The 17,065-nt window shown below is 68.4% G+C and carries 16 protein-coding genes; 12 read left to right on the forward strand and 4 right to left on the reverse strand.

All coding sequences use genetic code 11. From position 1 onward, the window contains the following. Positions 1-34: 34 nt before the first annotated feature. Positions 35-598, reverse strand: a complete 564-nt coding sequence (locus ACFFC4_RS12425; protein WP_375501268.1) for a hypothetical protein — start codon at positions 596-598, stop codon at positions 35-37. A gap of 187 nt (positions 599-785) precedes the next feature. On the opposite strand from ACFFC4_RS12425, the gene ACFFC4_RS12430 reads away from it, so the two are divergent. From ACFFC4_RS12430 to ACFFC4_RS12440, 3 genes are all read left to right on the forward strand, one after another. Further along, a complete protein-coding gene (locus ACFFC4_RS12430) occupies positions 786-3,089 on the forward strand; it encodes a heterodisulfide reductase-related iron-sulfur binding cluster (protein WP_375501449.1) in 2,304 nt (767 codons plus the stop codon). A 36-nt stretch (positions 3,090-3,125) separates the two neighbouring features. Further along, a complete protein-coding gene (locus ACFFC4_RS12435; protein WP_375501270.1) occupies positions 3,126-5,429 on the forward strand; it encodes a transglycosylase domain-containing protein in 2,304 nt (767 codons plus the stop codon). Positions 5,430-5,672: 243 nt separating this feature from the next. After that, positions 5,673-7,172 carry a glycosyltransferase family 87 protein gene (locus ACFFC4_RS12440; protein ID WP_375501272.1) on the forward strand — a complete coding sequence of 500 codons (1,500 nt, stop codon included), beginning with the start codon at positions 5,673-5,675 and terminating at the stop codon, positions 7,170-7,172. Here ACFFC4_RS12440 and ACFFC4_RS12445 read toward each other — a convergent pair. Beyond that, complete coding sequence (locus tag ACFFC4_RS12445; RefSeq protein WP_375501274.1) at positions 7,151-7,960, reverse strand: deoxyribonuclease IV; 810 nt, start codon at positions 7,958-7,960, stop codon at positions 7,151-7,153. The genes ACFFC4_RS12440 and ACFFC4_RS12445 overlap by 22 nt on opposite strands. A gap of 145 nt (positions 7,961-8,105) precedes the next feature. Here ACFFC4_RS12445 and ACFFC4_RS12450 point away from each other — a divergent pair, with 145 nt between their 5' ends. The 7 genes from ACFFC4_RS12450 to ACFFC4_RS12480 all read left to right on the forward strand — a co-directional run bounded on the left by ACFFC4_RS12450 (position 8,106) and on the right by ACFFC4_RS12480 (position 13,016). Then, positions 8,106-9,290 carry a hypothetical protein gene (locus ACFFC4_RS12450; RefSeq protein WP_375501276.1) on the forward strand — a complete coding sequence of 395 codons (1,185 nt, stop codon included), beginning with the start codon at positions 8,106-8,108 and terminating at the stop codon, positions 9,288-9,290. 168 nt (positions 9,291-9,458) lie between these two features. Beyond that, positions 9,459-9,749 carry a 30S ribosomal protein S6 gene (gene rpsF, locus ACFFC4_RS12455; RefSeq protein WP_375501278.1) on the forward strand — a complete coding sequence of 97 codons (291 nt, stop codon included), beginning with the start codon at positions 9,459-9,461 and terminating at the stop codon, positions 9,747-9,749. A gap of 2 nt (positions 9,750-9,751) precedes the next feature. Beyond that, positions 9,752-10,267, forward strand: a complete 516-nt coding sequence (locus tag ACFFC4_RS12460; protein WP_375501280.1) for a single-stranded DNA-binding protein — start codon at positions 9,752-9,754, stop codon at positions 10,265-10,267. A gap of 33 nt (positions 10,268-10,300) precedes the next feature. Next, on the forward strand, positions 10,301-10,537 hold the full coding sequence (rpsR, locus tag ACFFC4_RS12465; RefSeq protein WP_375501282.1) for a 30S ribosomal protein S18: 237 nt from the start codon (positions 10,301-10,303) through the stop codon (positions 10,535-10,537). Between the two features lie 11 nt (positions 10,538-10,548). After that, positions 10,549-10,995, forward strand: a complete 447-nt coding sequence (gene rplI, locus ACFFC4_RS12470; RefSeq protein ID WP_375501284.1) for a 50S ribosomal protein L9 — start codon at positions 10,549-10,551, stop codon at positions 10,993-10,995. Positions 10,996-11,454: 459 nt separating this feature from the next. Next, the gene (gene dnaB / locus ACFFC4_RS12475) at positions 11,455-12,840 is read left to right on the forward strand and encodes a replicative DNA helicase (protein WP_375501286.1); all 1,386 of its coding nucleotides are present in this window, start codon (positions 11,455-11,457) and stop codon (positions 12,838-12,840) included. After that, the gene (locus ACFFC4_RS12480) at positions 12,840-13,016 is read left to right on the forward strand and encodes a hypothetical protein (RefSeq protein WP_375501288.1); all 177 of its coding nucleotides are present in this window, start codon (positions 12,840-12,842) and stop codon (positions 13,014-13,016) included. Before dnaB ends, ACFFC4_RS12480 begins: the two co-directional genes overlap by 1 nt. Positions 13,017-13,035: 19 nt before the next feature. Here ACFFC4_RS12480 and ACFFC4_RS12485 read toward each other — a convergent pair whose 3' ends face one another. After that, positions 13,036-13,671, reverse strand: coding sequence for a pyridoxamine 5'-phosphate oxidase family protein (locus tag ACFFC4_RS12485; protein ID WP_375501290.1), 636 nt, complete (start codon positions 13,669-13,671; stop codon positions 13,036-13,038). 38 nt (positions 13,672-13,709) lie between these two features. On the opposite strand from ACFFC4_RS12485, the gene ACFFC4_RS12490 reads away from it, so the two are divergent. Both ACFFC4_RS12490 and ACFFC4_RS12495 read left to right on the forward strand, forming a co-directional pair. After that, positions 13,710-14,114, forward strand: a complete 405-nt coding sequence (locus ACFFC4_RS12490) for a DUF1801 domain-containing protein (protein WP_375501292.1) — start codon at positions 13,710-13,712, stop codon at positions 14,112-14,114. A gap of 164 nt (positions 14,115-14,278) precedes the next feature. Beyond that, positions 14,279-16,468, forward strand: coding sequence for an MMPL family transporter (locus ACFFC4_RS12495; protein ID WP_375501294.1), 2,190 nt, complete (start codon positions 14,279-14,281; stop codon positions 16,466-16,468). Between the two features lie 78 nt (positions 16,469-16,546). Here the strand turns inward: ACFFC4_RS12495 and ACFFC4_RS12500 are convergent, their stop codons facing one another. After that, complete coding sequence (locus tag ACFFC4_RS12500) at positions 16,547-17,038, reverse strand: winged helix-turn-helix transcriptional regulator (RefSeq protein WP_375501296.1); 492 nt, start codon at positions 17,036-17,038, stop codon at positions 16,547-16,549. Positions 17,039-17,065 lie beyond the last annotated feature (27 nt).

Genomic DNA, 17,065 nt, shown 5'->3' on the forward strand with positions numbered 1-17,065 from the left:
GATTCCTAGGCGACGTTCTCAGGGTTACGCAGGGTCAGGTGGCCTTGCCTGGCGGCTTCGGTGCTTGCCGGTCGTCCGTCGTGTTGCCGCGAGCTGCCCCATCCCGAGCTGCCCCATCCCGAGCTGCGGAGCGCCGGCGCAGGATGCCGGCGCCGGGGAATTCGGCGAGCAGGGTGACGACGCGGTCGATGGTGCCCTGCAGGGTGGCGACCTGGCGTTGCGTGTCGACCGCCGCGCGCAGGGCGGGCACCGTCTCGCGCCGGAGCGTTTCGAGTGTCTCCGGGACCCCGGCCATCCCACGCAGCGTCTGCGGATCGAGCACTCCGGCGACCTTCTCAAGTGGGCCGGTGAGGGTGCGACTGGCCGTCTCGATCCGGGTGACGGCGGCGTCGAGGCGTCCGACCGTCTGGTTGAAACGTTCGAGGGCGTCGTTGAACGACTTCAGGGTGGCCGGCAGCTGGCCGACGAGGCGGGCGTTCTGCTCGAGCAGCTCCTGCATCCACCGGGCCTGCTGGTCGGCCGAGCGGACAAGATCACCCACCAGGGGGATCGAGCCGACGGCGGACGGGATTCGTGAGGACGGCGATTTCTTCGGCACGTACCGCTCCTTGGGCTCATAGCGCTCGTACCGCCGGGTGGGACCGGCCACACCCCGGCAGCCGGTTGGTTACCTGTCGGTAATAACGAATAGTCTCAGGTCAGGTCGGGAGGCGTCACGTCTGTCTCCAGCAGCCCAGCCAGGTAGCCGCAGAGGCGCAAGGAGAACACCGGTGCAGCACGACGTTATGGCCGAGAACTGGTTCGTCGACTGGGAGTATCACGATCCGGGCTGGGTCCGGATCGCGCTCGCCATCATCATGCTGCTCGTGACGGTGGCCGTCGCCGGCCGCCGGGTGGCCTGGCTGGTGAAGCTGATCCGGTCCGGCAAGGCCGACAAGACGCGGCTCGAGGGCATCAACGAGCGGGCGAAGGGCCAGCTCGTCGAGGTGTTCGGGCAGAAGAAGCTACTGAAGTGGAACGTCCCGGGCATCGCGCATTTCCTGACGTTCTGGGGCTTCATCGTCCTGGGCCTGACCATCGTCGAGGCCTACGGCGCCCTGATCATCAGCCGGGACTTCGCGTTCCCAATCTTCGGGCGGGCCCGTTGGCTCGGCGCACTCGAGGATTTCTTCGGCGTCATGGTGCTGCTCGGCATCGCCTACTTCGCGGTCAACCGGCTGCGCAATGCGCCCGAGCGCAAGAAGCGCGACAGCCGGTTCTACGGCTCGCACAACGGCCCGGCCTGGCTCGTGCTCGGCCTGATCTTCCTGGTCGTGCTGACCCTGTTCATGTACCGCGGCGCACAGTCGGCCACCGGCCACTTCCCGTGGGGTCACTCGAAGGCGCCGTTCGTGTCGTGGGCCATTGGCAAGGCGCTGCCGTCGGGTGCCTACCTCACCGGTTTCGAGACGTTCTGGATCCTCGCCCAGATGGCCGTCATCTTCGGCTTCTCGGTGCTCGTCGTGTACTCCAAGCACCTGCACATCGGCACCGCACCGCTCAACGTGCTGACCAAGCGCGAACCCGACGCCCTCGGCGCGCTGCTGCCGGTCACCGACGACGCCGGCAAGCCGATCGACTTCATGGACGCCGAGAACCTGTCCGAGGACACCCTGTTCGGCAAGGGCAAGATCGAGGACTTCACCTGGAAGGGCTACCTCGACTTCGCCACCTGCACCGAGTGCGGACGCTGCCAGTCGCAGTGTCCGGCCTGGAACACCGGTAAGCCGCTGTCGCCGAAGCTCGTGATCATGAACCTGCGCGATCACCTTTTCGCGAAGGCGCCCTACATTTTCGGCAAGGACGTGCCGGAAGATGCCCAACCGTCGTTCTCCGACGAGGGCGTCGAGCACGTGCACGGTGTGCCCGAGTCCGGGTTCGAGCGCGTGCAGGGCTCGGGTATCGAGCAGGCACTGCGTCCCCTCGTCGGCACGGCCGAAGAGGGTGGCGTCATCGACCCCGACGTCCTGTGGTCATGCACCACGTGCGGCGCGTGCGTCGAGCAGTGCCCCGTCGACATCGAGCACATCGACCACATCGTCGACATGCGCCGCTACCAGGTGCTCATCGAGTCCGCGTTCCCGTCCGAGGCCGGCTCGATGCTGCGCAACATCGAGAACAAGGGCAACCCGTGGGGCATGGCCAACCGGGGTCGTAGCGAGTGGTTCAGCGATCTGTCCTTCGACGTCCGGGTCGCCGAGCCGGGGACCAAGCTCGACCCCGAGGTCGAGTACCTGTTCTGGGTCGGTTGTGCCGGCGCCCTCGAGGACCGCTCCAAGAAGGTCACGGTGGCCTTCGCCGAGCTGCTGCACACCGCGGGCGTCGAGTTCGCGGTGCTGGGCGAGGGTGAGTCGTGCTCCGGCGACCCGGCCCGCCGGCTGGGCAACGAGTTCGTGTTCCAGATGCAGGGCATGCAGAACATCGAGACGCTGAACTCGATCACCCGCGCCGAGCCGCTGAAGATCGTGGCCACCTGCCCGCACTGCTTCAACACGCTGGCCAACGAGTACCCGCAGATGGGCGGGCACTACGAGGTCGTGCACCACACACAGCTGCTCGGCAAGCTGGTTGCCGAGGGCAAGCTCACGCCCGTCGAACCTATTGACAAGAAGGTCACGTACCACGACCCGTGCTACCTGGGTCGGCACAACAAGGTCTACACGCCGCCGCGCGAGGTGCTCGGCGCGATCCAGGGCCTGAAATCCGAGGAGATGCACCGCTGCAAGGACCGTGGCTTCTGCTGCGGCGCCGGCGGCGCGCGCTTCTGGATGGAAGAGAAGATCGGCAAGAAGATCAACGTCGAGCGCACCGACGAGGCCCTGGGCCTCGATCCCGACGTCATCTCCACCGCGTGCCCGTTCTGCATGGTCATGCTCTCCGACGCGGTCGCGGCCAAGGTCGGCGAGGGCGAGGCCCGTGAGGACGTCCAGGTCCTCGACGTCGCCCAGTTGCTGCGTCAGTCGATGCGGGGTCCGACACCGGAGGCCACCGACACCCCCGGCGCGCCCGACCCACGCGACACCGACCCTGAGACCTCCCCGGTCGCCTGACCAGCTCGCCCAGCAAGGCCCGTTACCGTGACCGCGATGAACGACGCCCCGCACCCCGGCAAACCACCCTTCGACGAGGACGACGCCGGCTTCTTTGCCCTGAGGTGGCACCGGCACGTCGAACGACGCCGGGCCCGCAAGGCCCGCGTCAAGGCCATGCCGATAGGCAAGCGGGTGCTGCGTCGCTCCTTGATCCTGGGCACCTGGGGCCTGGGCGCCCTTGCCAGCCTGATGATCGTCGCGGTCGTGTTGTTCTACGCGCTCACCGACGTCCCGCGGCCCGAGGACCTGCCGCTGCCGCAGGTCGCCACGATCCAGTACGCCGACGGGTCGACGCTGGCCAAGATCGGCCCGGTCGACCGCACGACCGTGCACCTCGACGAGGTGCCCAAGAGCGTGCGCTGGGCCGTCCTGGCTGCCGAGGACCGTGGTTTCTACAGCGAGAACGCGGTGTCGATCAAGGGCACGGTGCGCGCGGCGCTGTCGGACATCGGCGGCGGCAACACCCAGGGCGGTTCGGGCATCACCCAGCAGTACGTCAAGAACGCCTACCTCAGCAACGCGCAGACCCTGAGCCGCAAACTCAAGGAGCTGATGATCGCGGTCAAACTCACGCGTGAGTACAGCAAGGACCAGATCCTCGAGTTCTACCTCAACACCGTCTACTTCGGCCGCAACACCTACGGTATCGAGGCCGCAGCCCAGGCCTACTTCGGCGTCAGCGTCGGCAAGCTGACCACTGCCCAGGGCGCCTTGCTGGCCGGGCTGCTGCGGGCGCCGGGCTACTACGATCCGTCCGTAAACCTCACCGCGGCCAAGGAACGCTGGCGCTACGTACTCGACGGTATGGTGACGACGAAGCACCTGACGCAAGCGCAGGAGGACGCGCTGCAGTTCCCGAAGGTGAAGCCGCCGCGCGGCAACGGGATCGGCACCACCGGCTGGAAGTACCTGCTCAAGAACGCCGTCCTGGCCGAACTGCAGGAGCACGGGATCAGCGCCGGCGAGGTGTCAGCGCGGGGGCTCACCATCCGCACGACCATCGACCCCAAGGCCCAGAGCGCCGCGCTGTCGGCCATCGCCACGAACTTCACAGACCTGACCAAGAAGCAGCGCAACCTCAAGAACGCTCTGGTCGCGATCAATCCGGCCTCCGGCGGGGTGCTCGCGTACTACGGCGGCAGCGGGCCGGACGTTAAGGGTTACGACGGCCAGATCGATTACAACGACTACGCCAGCCGGGGCAACCGTCCGCCCGGTTCGTCATTCAAGCCCTTCGTCCTGGCCACGGTCCTGACCCAGACCGTCAAGCAGACCGAGGGCAAGGCGCACTACTCGATCAACAGCAAAGTCAACGGCAGCAAGAAGCTGGTGATCGAGGGCACGACGATCAAGAACGACCCGGGCGACGACGATGTCAGCGGCCCGTCGGTGAGCATCCGCACGGCGATGAAGTACTCGCTGAACACGACGTTCGACCTGCTCGCTTCCGAGGCTGGCCCCGACCAGGTCGCCGCCACCGCGCACGCGCTCGGCGTGTCCGTGGTGGACAGCAACGGCAACAAGACACTGCAGAACAAGGACGGTTCGACGAGCTTCGGTATCGGCATCGGCGACTACCCGGTCTCCACGATGGACCAGGCGAGCGGCTACGCCACGCTGGCCAACGGCGGCGTGCGCAACGACCCGTATCTCGTCTCGCAGGCCACCGACTCCGACGGCAGCGTCGTCTACCGGCACAAGGCGCAGCCGCAGCAGGCCGTCGACAAGCGGGTGGCTAACGACGTCACCCTGACGCTGAAGCCGATCGCGGCCTACAGCGACGATGCACTGTCCGGCGGCCGGCAATCCGCGGCCAAGACCGGTACCGAGGGCATCGACACCGCGAACGGCAAGGGCACCAACAACAGCGACGCCTGGATGGTGGGCTTCACCCCCCAGGTCAGCGCCGCGGTCTGGGTGGGCAGCGGGTTGACGAAGCCGATCTACAACGCCGAGGGCCAGCCGCTCTACGGATCGGACCTGCCGGGCAAGACGTGGAAGACCTTCATGGATACGTACCTCAAGGGCAGGAAGAAGATCGAGTTGCCGACCAAGACCCTGATCGACACCGACGGCGGAACCCCGGCGCCGAGCCCGACCTACACACCGTCGTCACCGACGGACACGCCGTCGAGCTCGGCCAGCGACACACCCACCACCGAACCGAGCACCGCCTCGAACACCCCGACGGCCCCGCCCTCGACGCAGCCCACCTCGCCGCCGCCCTCGCAGGTGACCGTCGTGCCACCCACGCCGCCACCGTCGACGTGCACGCCCGCGCTCCTGCAGCCCTGCTGACCGGCCCGGGCAGCATGCCACGATGAGCGCATGACCACCCGTCGCTCCGCTCCGGGCGCCGAAGGCCATACCCCTTGGTCCTGCTCCGACTGCGTCGTCGCATGACCACCCGTCGCTCCGCTCCGGGCGCCGAAGGCCATACCCCCTGGTCCTGCTCCGACTGCGTCGTCGCATGACCACCCGTCGCTCCGCTCCGGGCGCCGAAGGCCATTCCCCTTGGTCCTGCTCCGACTGCGTCGTCGCATGACGCACCTGGCGCCGACCGAGCCGACGGCTGAGCTGACGGCCGTGGCCGGCCCGCCGCATCCGGTGCTGCCGAGCCGGACCGACCCGATGGTGTGGCGGGCGACACGCGGGCTGGGCGGCGCCTGGGGCCGGCACGCCGGCGTGACCGCACGCTCCTGGTGGACGCCGTTGCGCTGGCTGCTGGCCATGACGATCGTGACCCTGCTGCTCGGTTTCGCGCAGAAGGCGCCGTGCGCGACCGGCCAGTGGTCGGGCAACAAGCAGTACACGCATTTCTGCTACTCCGACGTGGTCCCGCTCTGGTCCGACGAGCGGCTGTCCATCGGCGGGGTGCCCTACCGCGACACCGCGGTCGAGTACCCGGTGCTGACCGGCGGGTTCATGTGGCTGACCGCTGACCTGACCCGGGGCGTGCACGCCATCGCTTCGAGCGCCGCCCAACTGGTGATCTTCGGCGTGCTCACGGCGTTGCTGCTGTCGTTGTGCGGTCTGTTCGTCACGGGAGCGACGGCCCAGACCGCACGCCGACGGCCCTGGGACGCCGCGATCTTCGCGCTGTCGCCACTGCTCGTCTTCCACGCCTTCTCGAACTGGGACCTGCTGGCCATGGCGTTCGCCTCGGCCGCGCTGTGGGCCTGGGCCCGCGAGAAACCGGTACTGGCCGGGGCGATGATCGGCCTGGGCGCCGCGGCCAAGCTGTACCCGGTCTTCCTGCTCGTCGCGATCGGCATCCTCGCCGTGCGGACCCGGCGCTACGCGGACCCGCTGTGGGCCGCGGTGACGGCCGGTTTCGTCTGGATCGCCGTCAACGTGCCCATCGGGCTGGCGTTCCACCGCGGCTGGTGGGAGTTCTACAAGTTCAGCATCGACCGGCCGACCGAGCGATCGACGTTCTGGGCCATCGGTCGCACGATCAGGACGACGTCACTGTCCGACCCGGACGCTCCGTTCTGGGTGCCGCCCGGGATCGCCGTCGCGCTGGCCCTGGTGATCGCGCTGGCCGGCATCGCCGTGTTGGGTTTGCTTGCGCCCAGGCGTCCACGTCTGGCGCAGCTGGCTTTCCTCTGCGTTCTTGCCTTCCTGATGACCACCAAGGTCTGGAGCCCGCAGTACTCGCTGTGGCTCGTCCCCCTGCTGGCTCTGGCCCGACCCCGCTGGCGGCTGAACCTGGTCTGGCAGTTCAGCGAGATCGTGGTCTGGATGCTGACGTTGACCGTGCTGCTCGGGCTCAGCGTGCCCGCGCACGGCGTCAGTTACGGCGGGCTCGTCATCGCGCTGCTCGGCCGCGACCTGCTGCTGCTCCTGCTCGCGGGGCTGATCGTGCGCGAGATGTGGTACCCCGAGCTCGACGTCGTCCGCAGTGGCGGCGACGACGACCCCGGCGGCGGGATCTTCGATCACGCGCCCGACGGGTACCGGGATACACCCGCCCCGCTCGTCGACGTGTTCGAGACCTCCGGGGACGACGGGCCGGCTCAGAGCGCCGAGCGCAGGTAGGCGATGTCGGCGCCCTGACCGTCGGGTCCACCCGGGGTCTCGACGATCACGTCGCTGCTCGCCGCACGGCACACGTCGGCGATCACGGCAGCGTCGATCTGCCCGGCGCCGAAGTTCGCGTGCCGGTCGGCGCCGGAATCGAACGCGTCGCGGCTGTCGTTGGCGTGCACGAGATCGATGCGTCCGGTGATGCCCAGGACCCGATCGACGATGCCCGCCAGGTCCTCGCCGCCGGCGTGGGCATGGCAGGTGTCGAGGCAGAACCCGGCGTCGTACTCCCCGACGGCATCCCAGAGCTGGGCGAGACGGTCGAAACGGCGGGCCACCGCGTTCGTGCCCCCGGCGGTGTTCTCGATGAGCACCGGCAACGCGAACCCGCCGTCGTTCTGGGCATAGGCGAAGGTCTTGCGCCAGTTCTCGACGCCCACCGAGGGGTCGTCGTTCTCGCCGAGGTGCCCGCCGTGGACCACGATCGCGGTAGCCCCGAGCGCGGCAGCCGCGGTGGCGTGCTGGGCAAGCAGCTTGCGGCTCGGCACCCGGATACGGTTGTTCGTGGTGGCCACGTTGATGCGATACGGGGCGTGTACGTAGATCCGCAGCTCGCCGGATCGGGCAGCGCTTCGGATCGCGTCGGCGTGCGGGTGCTCGGCCGGCGCCTTCCAGGCCTGCGGGTCGGTGAGGAAGAACTGGACGGCCCCGGCCCCGGTGTCCGCGGCGGCGGCGATCGGGTCCTCGGGCGGCACGTGGGCGCCGATCATGGCGGTCGATGGCGAGGCGGTGGACGGCATGCCGCCCAGACTAGGTCGCCGTACCGAGACGATCTTTTGCGAGTATCTGTACCGGCCGGTAACGTACGTTTGACCGTTGGTCGGCGTGGATAACCTGAACGCGTCATCGCCTGAGCTCAGGGAGTCGTCAATGCCAGGTCGTCACATGCAGTCCGCCACGGGCGGTCGCGTGCGAATCTGGCTGGCGGGTTTCGGCGTCGCCCTGGTCGCGGCACTGCTCGGCTTGTTCGCCGTTCCCACCGGGTCGGCAGGCGCCGCGCCGACGCCCAACTACACGCCGGGAACGGACACGGCGACGTTTACGGTCACGGGAGTCCTGGACCAGAATTGCTTGGTCTCGACCGGTGGCACCGAGATCTGGATCAAGCCGGGCGACCACATCGCGTTCAAGTCGTCGCTCGTCGGTGTCAGTGTGGGTAACGCGGTGGCCGGGCCGACACTCGGCGGCGTGCTCAACACAGTGCTCCAGCCCGGGCAGGTTTCCGGCTTGAACGTCACCGCGACGATCTTCAGCGGCGCCTCGTCGCAGACGGTGACCGTCGCCGGCGGATCGACGACCGACTTCCCCAGCTCATCCCAGACGCCGCTCACGGCGGGCAACCACAAAATCATCTGGCAGGCCACCGGATTGGCCCTGCTGCCCGGCGCGGCCCAGACCTCGGTCCCGCTGTCGAACAGCGCGCTGCAGTCCGGCGCAGATCTGTCCTGGACCGGCGTGATCCACGTGACGAAGAGCGCGCCGCAGTGCAAGTTGGCGGTCGGCACGCCCCAGACGAAGATCTCCGTCGGGCCGGTGCACGTCGGCCTGCCGTCCGTGAACGTCACCGTCCCCGGCGTCACCCTGCCGACCGTGCTGCCCAGCGTGCCGAACCTGAACCCCGGTAGCGCCGCTCCCACCGGCGGCGCCGCCACCCCAGGCGTCGCTGCGCCCACCAGCACGGGCCCGAGCTACGCACCGCCGGCAGTCAGTGTCCCGCAGATGGTCGTCGGCGGTCTGGGCACCGGTGGCGGCGGTTCCGCCGGCGGCGGTTCGGGCGGCAACGGCGGATTCCGCCTGGGCGTCACCAGCGGTGGCTCGTCCGATCAGTTGGCCGCCGGATCGACCAGCTCCGGCAATGGTTCGAGCGGTTCCGAATCGGGCTCCGGGTCGCAGGCGCAGAACGGCGCTGGGGGATCGGACAAGACGGTCGACCTCGCGTCGTCGGCGTCCTCCCCGTCGGCTCAGCTGCCGGTGCTGCTGGCCATCCTGGCCGTCATCACCCTGGCCATGGTCGCCGGCATCTACGCCCGCCTCTACCTGCTGGGCCGCAAGACGTCGTCGTCGAGCTGAGGCCCGCAGCTCCGCTCGATTCGGCTACACCGCGACCGGCGGGTAACCTGGACCGGTTCGCCTGTCCTGAGTTATCGCTGCCTAGTGCGGTTGCTCGCTGAGGCCGGCGCACACCTCCTGCCGCGGACCGCCCGCGGCCGACCAGTCCACAGGAGGACTCGCATACTCATGCGCCATTACGAAGTCATGGTCATCCTCGACCCCACCCTCGAAGAGCGCACCATCGCTCCCTCGCTCGACGCGTTCCTGTCGGTCGTGAAGAACGACGGCGGCACCGTCGACAAGGTCGATGTCTGGGGCCGTCGTCGGATGTCCTACGAGATCGACAAGCACGCCGAGGGCATCTACGCCATCGTCGATCTGCAGGCCAACCCGGCCGCCGTGCAGGAGCTCGACCGGCAGCTGAACCTGAACGAATCCGTGCTGCGGACCAAGGTTCTGCGCCCGGACGAGCGGTAAGCATGGCCGGCGAAACCGTCATCACCGTCGTCGGCAACCTGACCGCCGACCCCGAGCTGCGCTTCACCCCGTCGGGTGCGGCTGTTGCCTCGTTCACCATCGCGTCCACCCCGCGCCAGTTCGACCGCAACTCCAATGAGTGGAAGGACGGCGAGGCGCTGTTCCTGCGCTGCTCCATCTGGCGTCAGGCTGCCGAGAACGTGGCCGAGTCGCTGACCCGCGGGATGCGGGTAGTGGCCCAGGGCCGGCTCAAGCAGCGCAGCTACGAGACCCGCGAGGGCGAGAAGCGCACGGTCGTCGAACTCGACGTCGAGGAGATCGGCCCGTCGCTGAAGTACGCCACCGCCAAGGTCAACCGCACCCAGCGCGGCTCGTCCTCGGGCGGCGGGTTCGGTGGGTCCGGCTCGGACGGCGGCAGCAGTGGCGGCGGTGGCGGTTCCTCGGCCCCGTCGGACGACCCGTGGGGTTCCGCCCCCCCGTCCGGCGGCGGCGGTTTCTCCGACGAACCGCCTTTCTAACCCTCAACTTTCGAACGATTACGGAGACTGACCATGGCCAAGCCACCCATTCGCAAGCCGAAGAAAAAGGGCAACCCGCTCGCGGCAGCGAAGATCACCTACATCGACTACAAGGACACGAACCTGCTGCGCAAGTTCATCTCCGACCGCGGCAAGATCCGCGCGCGTCGCGTCACGGGCGTGTCCGCCCAGCAGCAGCGCCAGATCGCCAAGGCGATCAAGAACGCCCGCGAGATGGCGCTGCTTCCCTACACCTCGACCGCCCGCTGAGGAGCGACATCGTGAAGCTCATCCTGACCCGCGAGGTCGCGGGCCTCGGCCTCGCCGGTGACATCGTCGAGGTGGCCGACGGCTACGGCCGCAACTTCCTCGTCCCGCGCGGCGCGGCCATCCTGTGGTCCAAGGGCGCCGAGAAGCAGATCGTGCAGATCAAGCGGTCGCGTGACGCCCGCGAGATCCGCGACCTGGGCCACGCGCGCGAAATCAAATCTGATCTGGAGAAGCTGGCCGTCTCCCTCGACGCACGCGCCGGCAAGGACGGCCGGCTGTTCGGCTCCATCACCGCGGCCGACGTCGCGTCGGCCGTCAAGGACGCCGGCGGCCCGACGCTCGACCGCAAGCGCATCCAGATCGACGGGCACATCAAGACGACCGGTACGCACACCGTCACGGTGGACCTGCACCCGGACGTCGTCGCCTCGGTTCAGGTGGCCGTCACGGCTAGCTGAGCGAAGCTTGCGGAGCGAACAACGCTCCTGAACGGCGCTGCGGAGCGAGCAGCGCTCCTGCCACCGGCCCACGCGGGGAGGGCTTTCGGATCTTGGTCCGAGGGCCCTCCCCGCTCTGCGTTAACCTCCAGAACACGTGGATGGTTCGCAGAATTCAGCTCCAGAAATTTTCCCTCCACAGCGTGCAGGGTGCTCCAGGCCCGGATCTGCAGGCGTCCAGAGCGTGATGGCCGGGTTTTCCCCACGCTTGTCCACACCTGTGTGCACATGCTTTGCGGCGATTCCCACAGGTTGCCCACCGATCGTCGCGCGGGTCGATTTGTCAGCCGCGACCTGAGGGCCATACGTTCCTGCAGCCGCCACAAACGCCCGCAAGGGACACCGCCGAGCAGAAATTGTCAGACCTGCTCGGTAGATCTTCGTGCGTCCGGATCGCGGCGGTCCAGGGAAGGAACGGTCATGACGCTCATCGGCGAGGCACGGGACACGTCCGCTTCGCGCAGCGACTTCGACCGCACCCCGCCGCAGGCCATCGAGGCCGAGCAGTCGGTGCTCGGCGCGATGATGCTGTCCAAGGACGCCATCGCCGACGTCATCGAGCGCATCCGTCCCGGCGATTTCTACCGCCCGGCGCACCAGCAGATCTACGACGCGGTCATCGACCTCTACACCCGCGGCGAGCCGGCCGACGCGGTCACCGTCTCGGCCGAGCTCACCCGGATCGGGCAGCTGAATCGCATCGGCGGCGCCCCCTACCTGCACACGTTGATCTCTCTGGTGCCCACTGCCGCGAACGCCGGTTACTACGCCGCGATCGTTGCCGACCGCGCCACGCTGCGTCGGCTGGTCACCGCCGGCACCCGCATCGTGCAGATGGGCTACGCGGCGGCCTCCGGCAGCGGTGAGGACCTCAACGGCACCATCGACGACGTCGTCGACCGCGCCCAGGTCGAGATCTATGACGTCACCGAGCGGCGCACCGCCGAGGACTACGTGCACATCGGCACGCTGCTCGAGGGCACGCTCGACGAGATCGAGCGCATCTCGGCCACCGGCGGCATCGGCACCGGCATTCCCACCGGCTTCCAGCAGCTCGACGAGATCACCAACGGCCTGCACCCCGGGCAGATGGTGACGGTCGCCGGGCGCCCGGGTAGCGGCAAATCCACCATCGCCCTAGACTTCGCGCGCTCAGCGGCGGTCAAGCACCAGAAGCCGACAGCCATCTTCTCGCTCGAGATGGGCAAGCTCGAGATCATGATGCGGCTGTTCTCGGCCGAGGCCGGGGTCGCACTGCAGTCGATGCGCTCGGGGCACATGAGCGATCAGGACTGGACACGCCTGGCCCGCCGCTCGTCCGAGCTGGCCGAGGCGCCGCTGTACATCGACGACTCGCCGAACCTCACGATGATGGAGATCCGGGCGAAGGCCCGGCGGCTCAAGCAACGTCACGATCTGCAGTTGATCGTGATCGATTACCTGCAGCTGATGACGAGCGGCAAGCGCGTCGAGTCCCGCCAGCAGGAGGTCTCCGAATTCAGCCGGGCCACCAAGCTCCTGGCCAAGGAGCTCGAGGTGCCGGTCGTCGTGCTCTCGCAGCTCAACCGCAGCTCGGAGCAGCGAACGGACAAGAAGCCCATGCTGTCCGATCTACGCGAATCGGGCAGTATCGAGCAGGATTCGGACATGGTGCTGCTGGTGCACCGGCCCGACCTGTACGAGCCCGAGACCGAGCGCGCCGGCGAGGCCGACCTGATCATCGCCAAGCACCGCAACGGCCCCACTGCCACCGTGGCCGTCGCCTTCCAGGGCCGGTACTCCCGCTTCGCGGACATGCCCAGCTGATGGTGCGTGTCGCTATCAGCCTGAGCGACTCGGCGTCGGTCTGGGACAACACCGCGCTCGACCGGCAACCGCGCCGCGTTGCGCGCTTTGTGCAGGGCATCGCCGTGGAAGGTCCGCGGTGGCCGCAGTGGACATCGATGGCGCTGACGCAGGCGCCTGGGCTCTTCGGGCCCTAGCCAGCGGGGGCTGACTCGATCAGTCCTTGGCCGTGAGCGCCTGGACCGAGGGTGGGACCAGGCGGTCAGGTCCGAGATCGGGGGCCGGCTCGGGCGGGCCGTAGCTGCTGCGCAGCGGCACGAATCCCGCCCACGCGGGGCCGGCAACGTCGTCGTCACCGTCCTCGGACCAGCCGTCGGAGACCTTCATCGACCAGGTCTCGATCGGCATGGCCAGGACGAGCGTCGCCGCGATCTCGCGAGCGGTGGACGGGCGGACCTCGCTCGTTCGCCCTGGCAGCAGGCCTTCGGTGACCACGTCGAGCGCGGCCTCCTTGGCCGCGCCGGCCAGCGCCGTGAAGCTGCCGAACAGGACCGCGCTGCGGTAGCGCACAGACGACTCGAACGCCGACCTCGCGACGATCAGCCCGTCGACGGCGGTCACCGCGACGGACGCCGGCACGCCGGTGGCGAGGAGTCGCATCCAGCGCGACCCCGTCGAGCCGTGCACCAGGACGCGGTCGCCGTCGCGCACGATAGCGGTCGGTAGGACGACGGGATGGTCGTCGGCGACGAAGCCGATGTGCGCGACCAGCGTGCCGTCGAGCAGCCGGTGCAGGGACTCAGGATCGTGGACGGCGGCCTCGGGGATTCGCGTCGGTTCCGTGCGGACCATGCCGCGTACGGTATCCACGACCGACACGGAGGGTGGCCATGGCCGCGAGCGACGACATCGACAACCTCATCGAGAAGCACGCCGATTGGCGGGGTGCGACGCTTGCCGAGGCCCGGCGGATGATCCTCGAGGTCGATCCGGAGATCGTCGAGGAGTGGAAGTGGATGGGCTCGCCCGTCTGGGAGCTCGACGGCATCCTCATCGTCGGCGATATCTTCAAGGCCAAGGTCAAGCTCGGCTTCCTGTACGGCGCCTCGCTCGAGGATCCGCACCAGCTGTTCAACGGCGAGCTCGGCGGCAACCAGCGGCGCTCCTACGAGCTCTTCGAGGGCGACGAACTGCAGGAGGAACCGTTCAAGGAGCTGGTGCGAGCCGCTATCGAGCGCAACCGGGCCAAACCTGCCAAACCTGCCAAACCGGCGAAGAAGAAGGCGGGCCGGTAGCTAACCTGAGAGTTGCCGACGGGGCCGTGCACCGCGTCACATCAAAGGCGCGATCATTGGTTACGCCATCGTCCGTACACGCGGCCGCCGTACCGTGCTGGGGAAGACGCCGATCCGCCCTCGAGCGTGACGACGTGCCCACGCGACACCCCGAGGGTTGAACCATGAGCACGCTTGCCCGTTGGTGCTTCCGGCATCGCTACGTCGTGATCGCCGCGTGGCTGCTCGTCCTCATCGCCCTCGGCGCGACGAGCTCGATCATCGGCTCCAGCTTCTCGAACAAGTTCACCCTGCCGGGGACGGAGTCGACGAAGGCCAACGACCTGCTGGCGACCCAGTTCAAGAACGGCTCCGGCGACTCGGACACGATCGTGCTGCACGCCAAGACCGGCACGGTGACCGACCCGCAGGTCAAGGCCGACGTCACCGCCATGCTAGCCAAGGTCGCGAAGGTGCCCGAGGTCGGCGCCGTGGGCAGCCCGTACACCGCCGAGGGCGAGGGGCAGATCAGCCGCAACCGCGAGATCGCGTACGCGACGGTCACCTTCACCGGGCAGAGCCAGAGCCTGAAAACCGCTCATATCCAGCAGGTCGTGGACCTCGGCTCGGCGCTGCGCAGCGACCGCCTACAGGTCGAGTTCGGCGGCGCTGCGATCAGCCAGCTCGACAAGCCGTCCACGTCCAGCAGTGAGGCCATCGGAATCGTGGCCGCAGCGATCGTGATGTTGTTCGCGTTCGCGTCCCTGCTGGCGGCCGCCATCCCGCTCATTGCCGCCGTCCTCGCGCTGGGCAGCGCGATCTTCTCCATCGACCTGCTCACGCACGTCATGAGTATCGGCACGATCGCCCCGATCATCGCCGCGCTGGTCGGGCTCGGCGTCGGCATCGACTACGCGCTGTTCATCGTCACCCGGCACCGCAACGGCATTCGGGCCGGAATGACGCCGGAGGAGTCCGCCGTCCAGGCCATGGACACCTCGGGCCGGGCCGTCCTGTTCGCCGGCGGCACCGTCGTCATTGCCATGCTCGGGCTGTTGATCCTCGGTATCAGGTTTCTCACCGGTGTCGGGCTGGCAGCCGCGATCATGGTCGCGTTCGCCGTCGCGGTGGCGTCCACCCTGCTCCCTGCACTGTTCGGCGCGTTCGGCATGAAGGTGCTCAGCCGGCGCCAGCGCAAGCAGCTGGCCCAGGACGGTCCGAGCGACATCGACGCCTCCGGCGCATGGGCACGCTGGGCCGCGTTCGTGCAGAAGCGTCCGGTGCCCCTGGCCGTCGGGGCCACCGTTGTCATGGCCGTGCTGATCGTCCCGTTCTTCGCGCTGCGACTCGGGTCGTCCGACGCCGGGAACAACGCCACCGACACCACCACCCGCAAGTCCTACGACCTGCTGGCCACCGCATTCGGGCCGGGCTACAACGGACCGTTGCTGCTCGTGGCCAAGGTTCCGGACGCGCAGGCCGCCACCGACTTCAGCAACCTGCAGAAAGCGATCGAGACGGTGCCGGGCGTGGCCTCGACCTTCGCCCCGCCCGCCGCTGGAAGCGGCACCGTGCGGACGATGCAGGTCACGCCGACGACCTCACCGGAGTCGGCCAAGACCACCGACCTCATCGACAGGCTGCGCGACCGGGTCATCCCTGCGTACGAGAAGGACGGCCTCACCGTCTACGTCGGCGGGCAGACCGCCATCTACAAGGACTTCGCGTCGGTGCTGACCGGCAAGTTGCCGCTGTTCATCGCCATCATCGTCATCCTCGGCGGCCTGCTGCTGATGCTCGCGTTCCGCAGCCTGCTGGTGCCGCTGACCGCCGCCGTCATGAACCTGCTCTCGGCGGGTGCGGCGTTCGGCGTCGTCGTCGCTATCTTCCAGTGGGGTTGGGGCTCGTCCGCCCTGGGCGCAGGTAGCGCGGGACCGGTCGAGTCCTTCCTGCCGGCCATGATGCTGGCCATCCTGTTCGGGCTGTCGATGGACTACGAGGTGTTCCTGGTCAGTCGCATCCACGAGGAATGGGTGCACACCAAGGACAACACCCTCGCCGTGCGCCGCGGCCAGGCCGGCACCGGGCGGGTGATCACCGCGGCCGCGATCATCATGATCTGCGTCTTCATGGCCTTCGTCTTCGGTGGCCAGCGCGTCATCGCCGAGTTCGGTGTCGGGCTCGCGTCAGCCATCCTGCTGGACGCCCTCGTCGTGCGCACCATCCTCGTCCCGGCCGTCATGCAGCTGTTCGGGAAGTGGAACTGGTACCTGCCGGCCGCCGTCGACCGCGTCCTGCCGCACGTGTCGGTCGAGGGACCGTCCCAGCCGCCGACCGAGGACGTACCCGAGCTCGCGACCGCCGGCCGTTCCTGACGCCCCGTCCTTCCTCGAGTTGTCCGCCCGCCGACCCGCTCTGGCATGGCCAAGGGCGGACAACTCGGGGTGGGGGGATCAGGTGCGGCGGCGCGCGGCTGGCTCGACCGTGATGTCGCGCAAGGGGACGTCGTGGTGCTCGGCGCAGCTGACGTTGACGTGCACCTCGGTGCCGCAGTCGGCGTGCTTCAGGCGCAGGGGCGCGCGTCCGCCGGAGAGGTATTTCGCGCCCCACTCGAATAGCCCGAGCACGACGGGGGCGAGGTCGCGGCCCATGTCGGTGAGCCGGTACTCGTGCCGCGTCCGCTGGCCGGGCTCGCGGTAGGGCTCCCGGCGCAGCAGTCCGGCGTCAGTGAGCTCACGCAGCCGGGCAGCGGCGACGTTCTCGGTGATGCCGACGCGCTGGGCGAAGTCGTCGAAGCGGGTGGTGCCGTAGTAGGCCTCGCGCATGAGCAGGACGGCCGAGCGGGTGCCGATGAGTTCCATGGCCCGCCCCACCGGACAGTGCTCGGTGTTCCACGCGGTGCGGTCGGCCAGGCCGTCGAGCAACGTGACGGATTCCTCGGACATGCCCACCACCCTAACTTGTGCAGACCA

Origin of the sequence: uncultured Jatrophihabitans sp., assembly GCF_964244045.1 — a bacterium.
Classification (GTDB): domain Bacteria; phylum Actinomycetota; class Actinomycetes; order Mycobacteriales; family Jatrophihabitantaceae; genus Jatrophihabitans.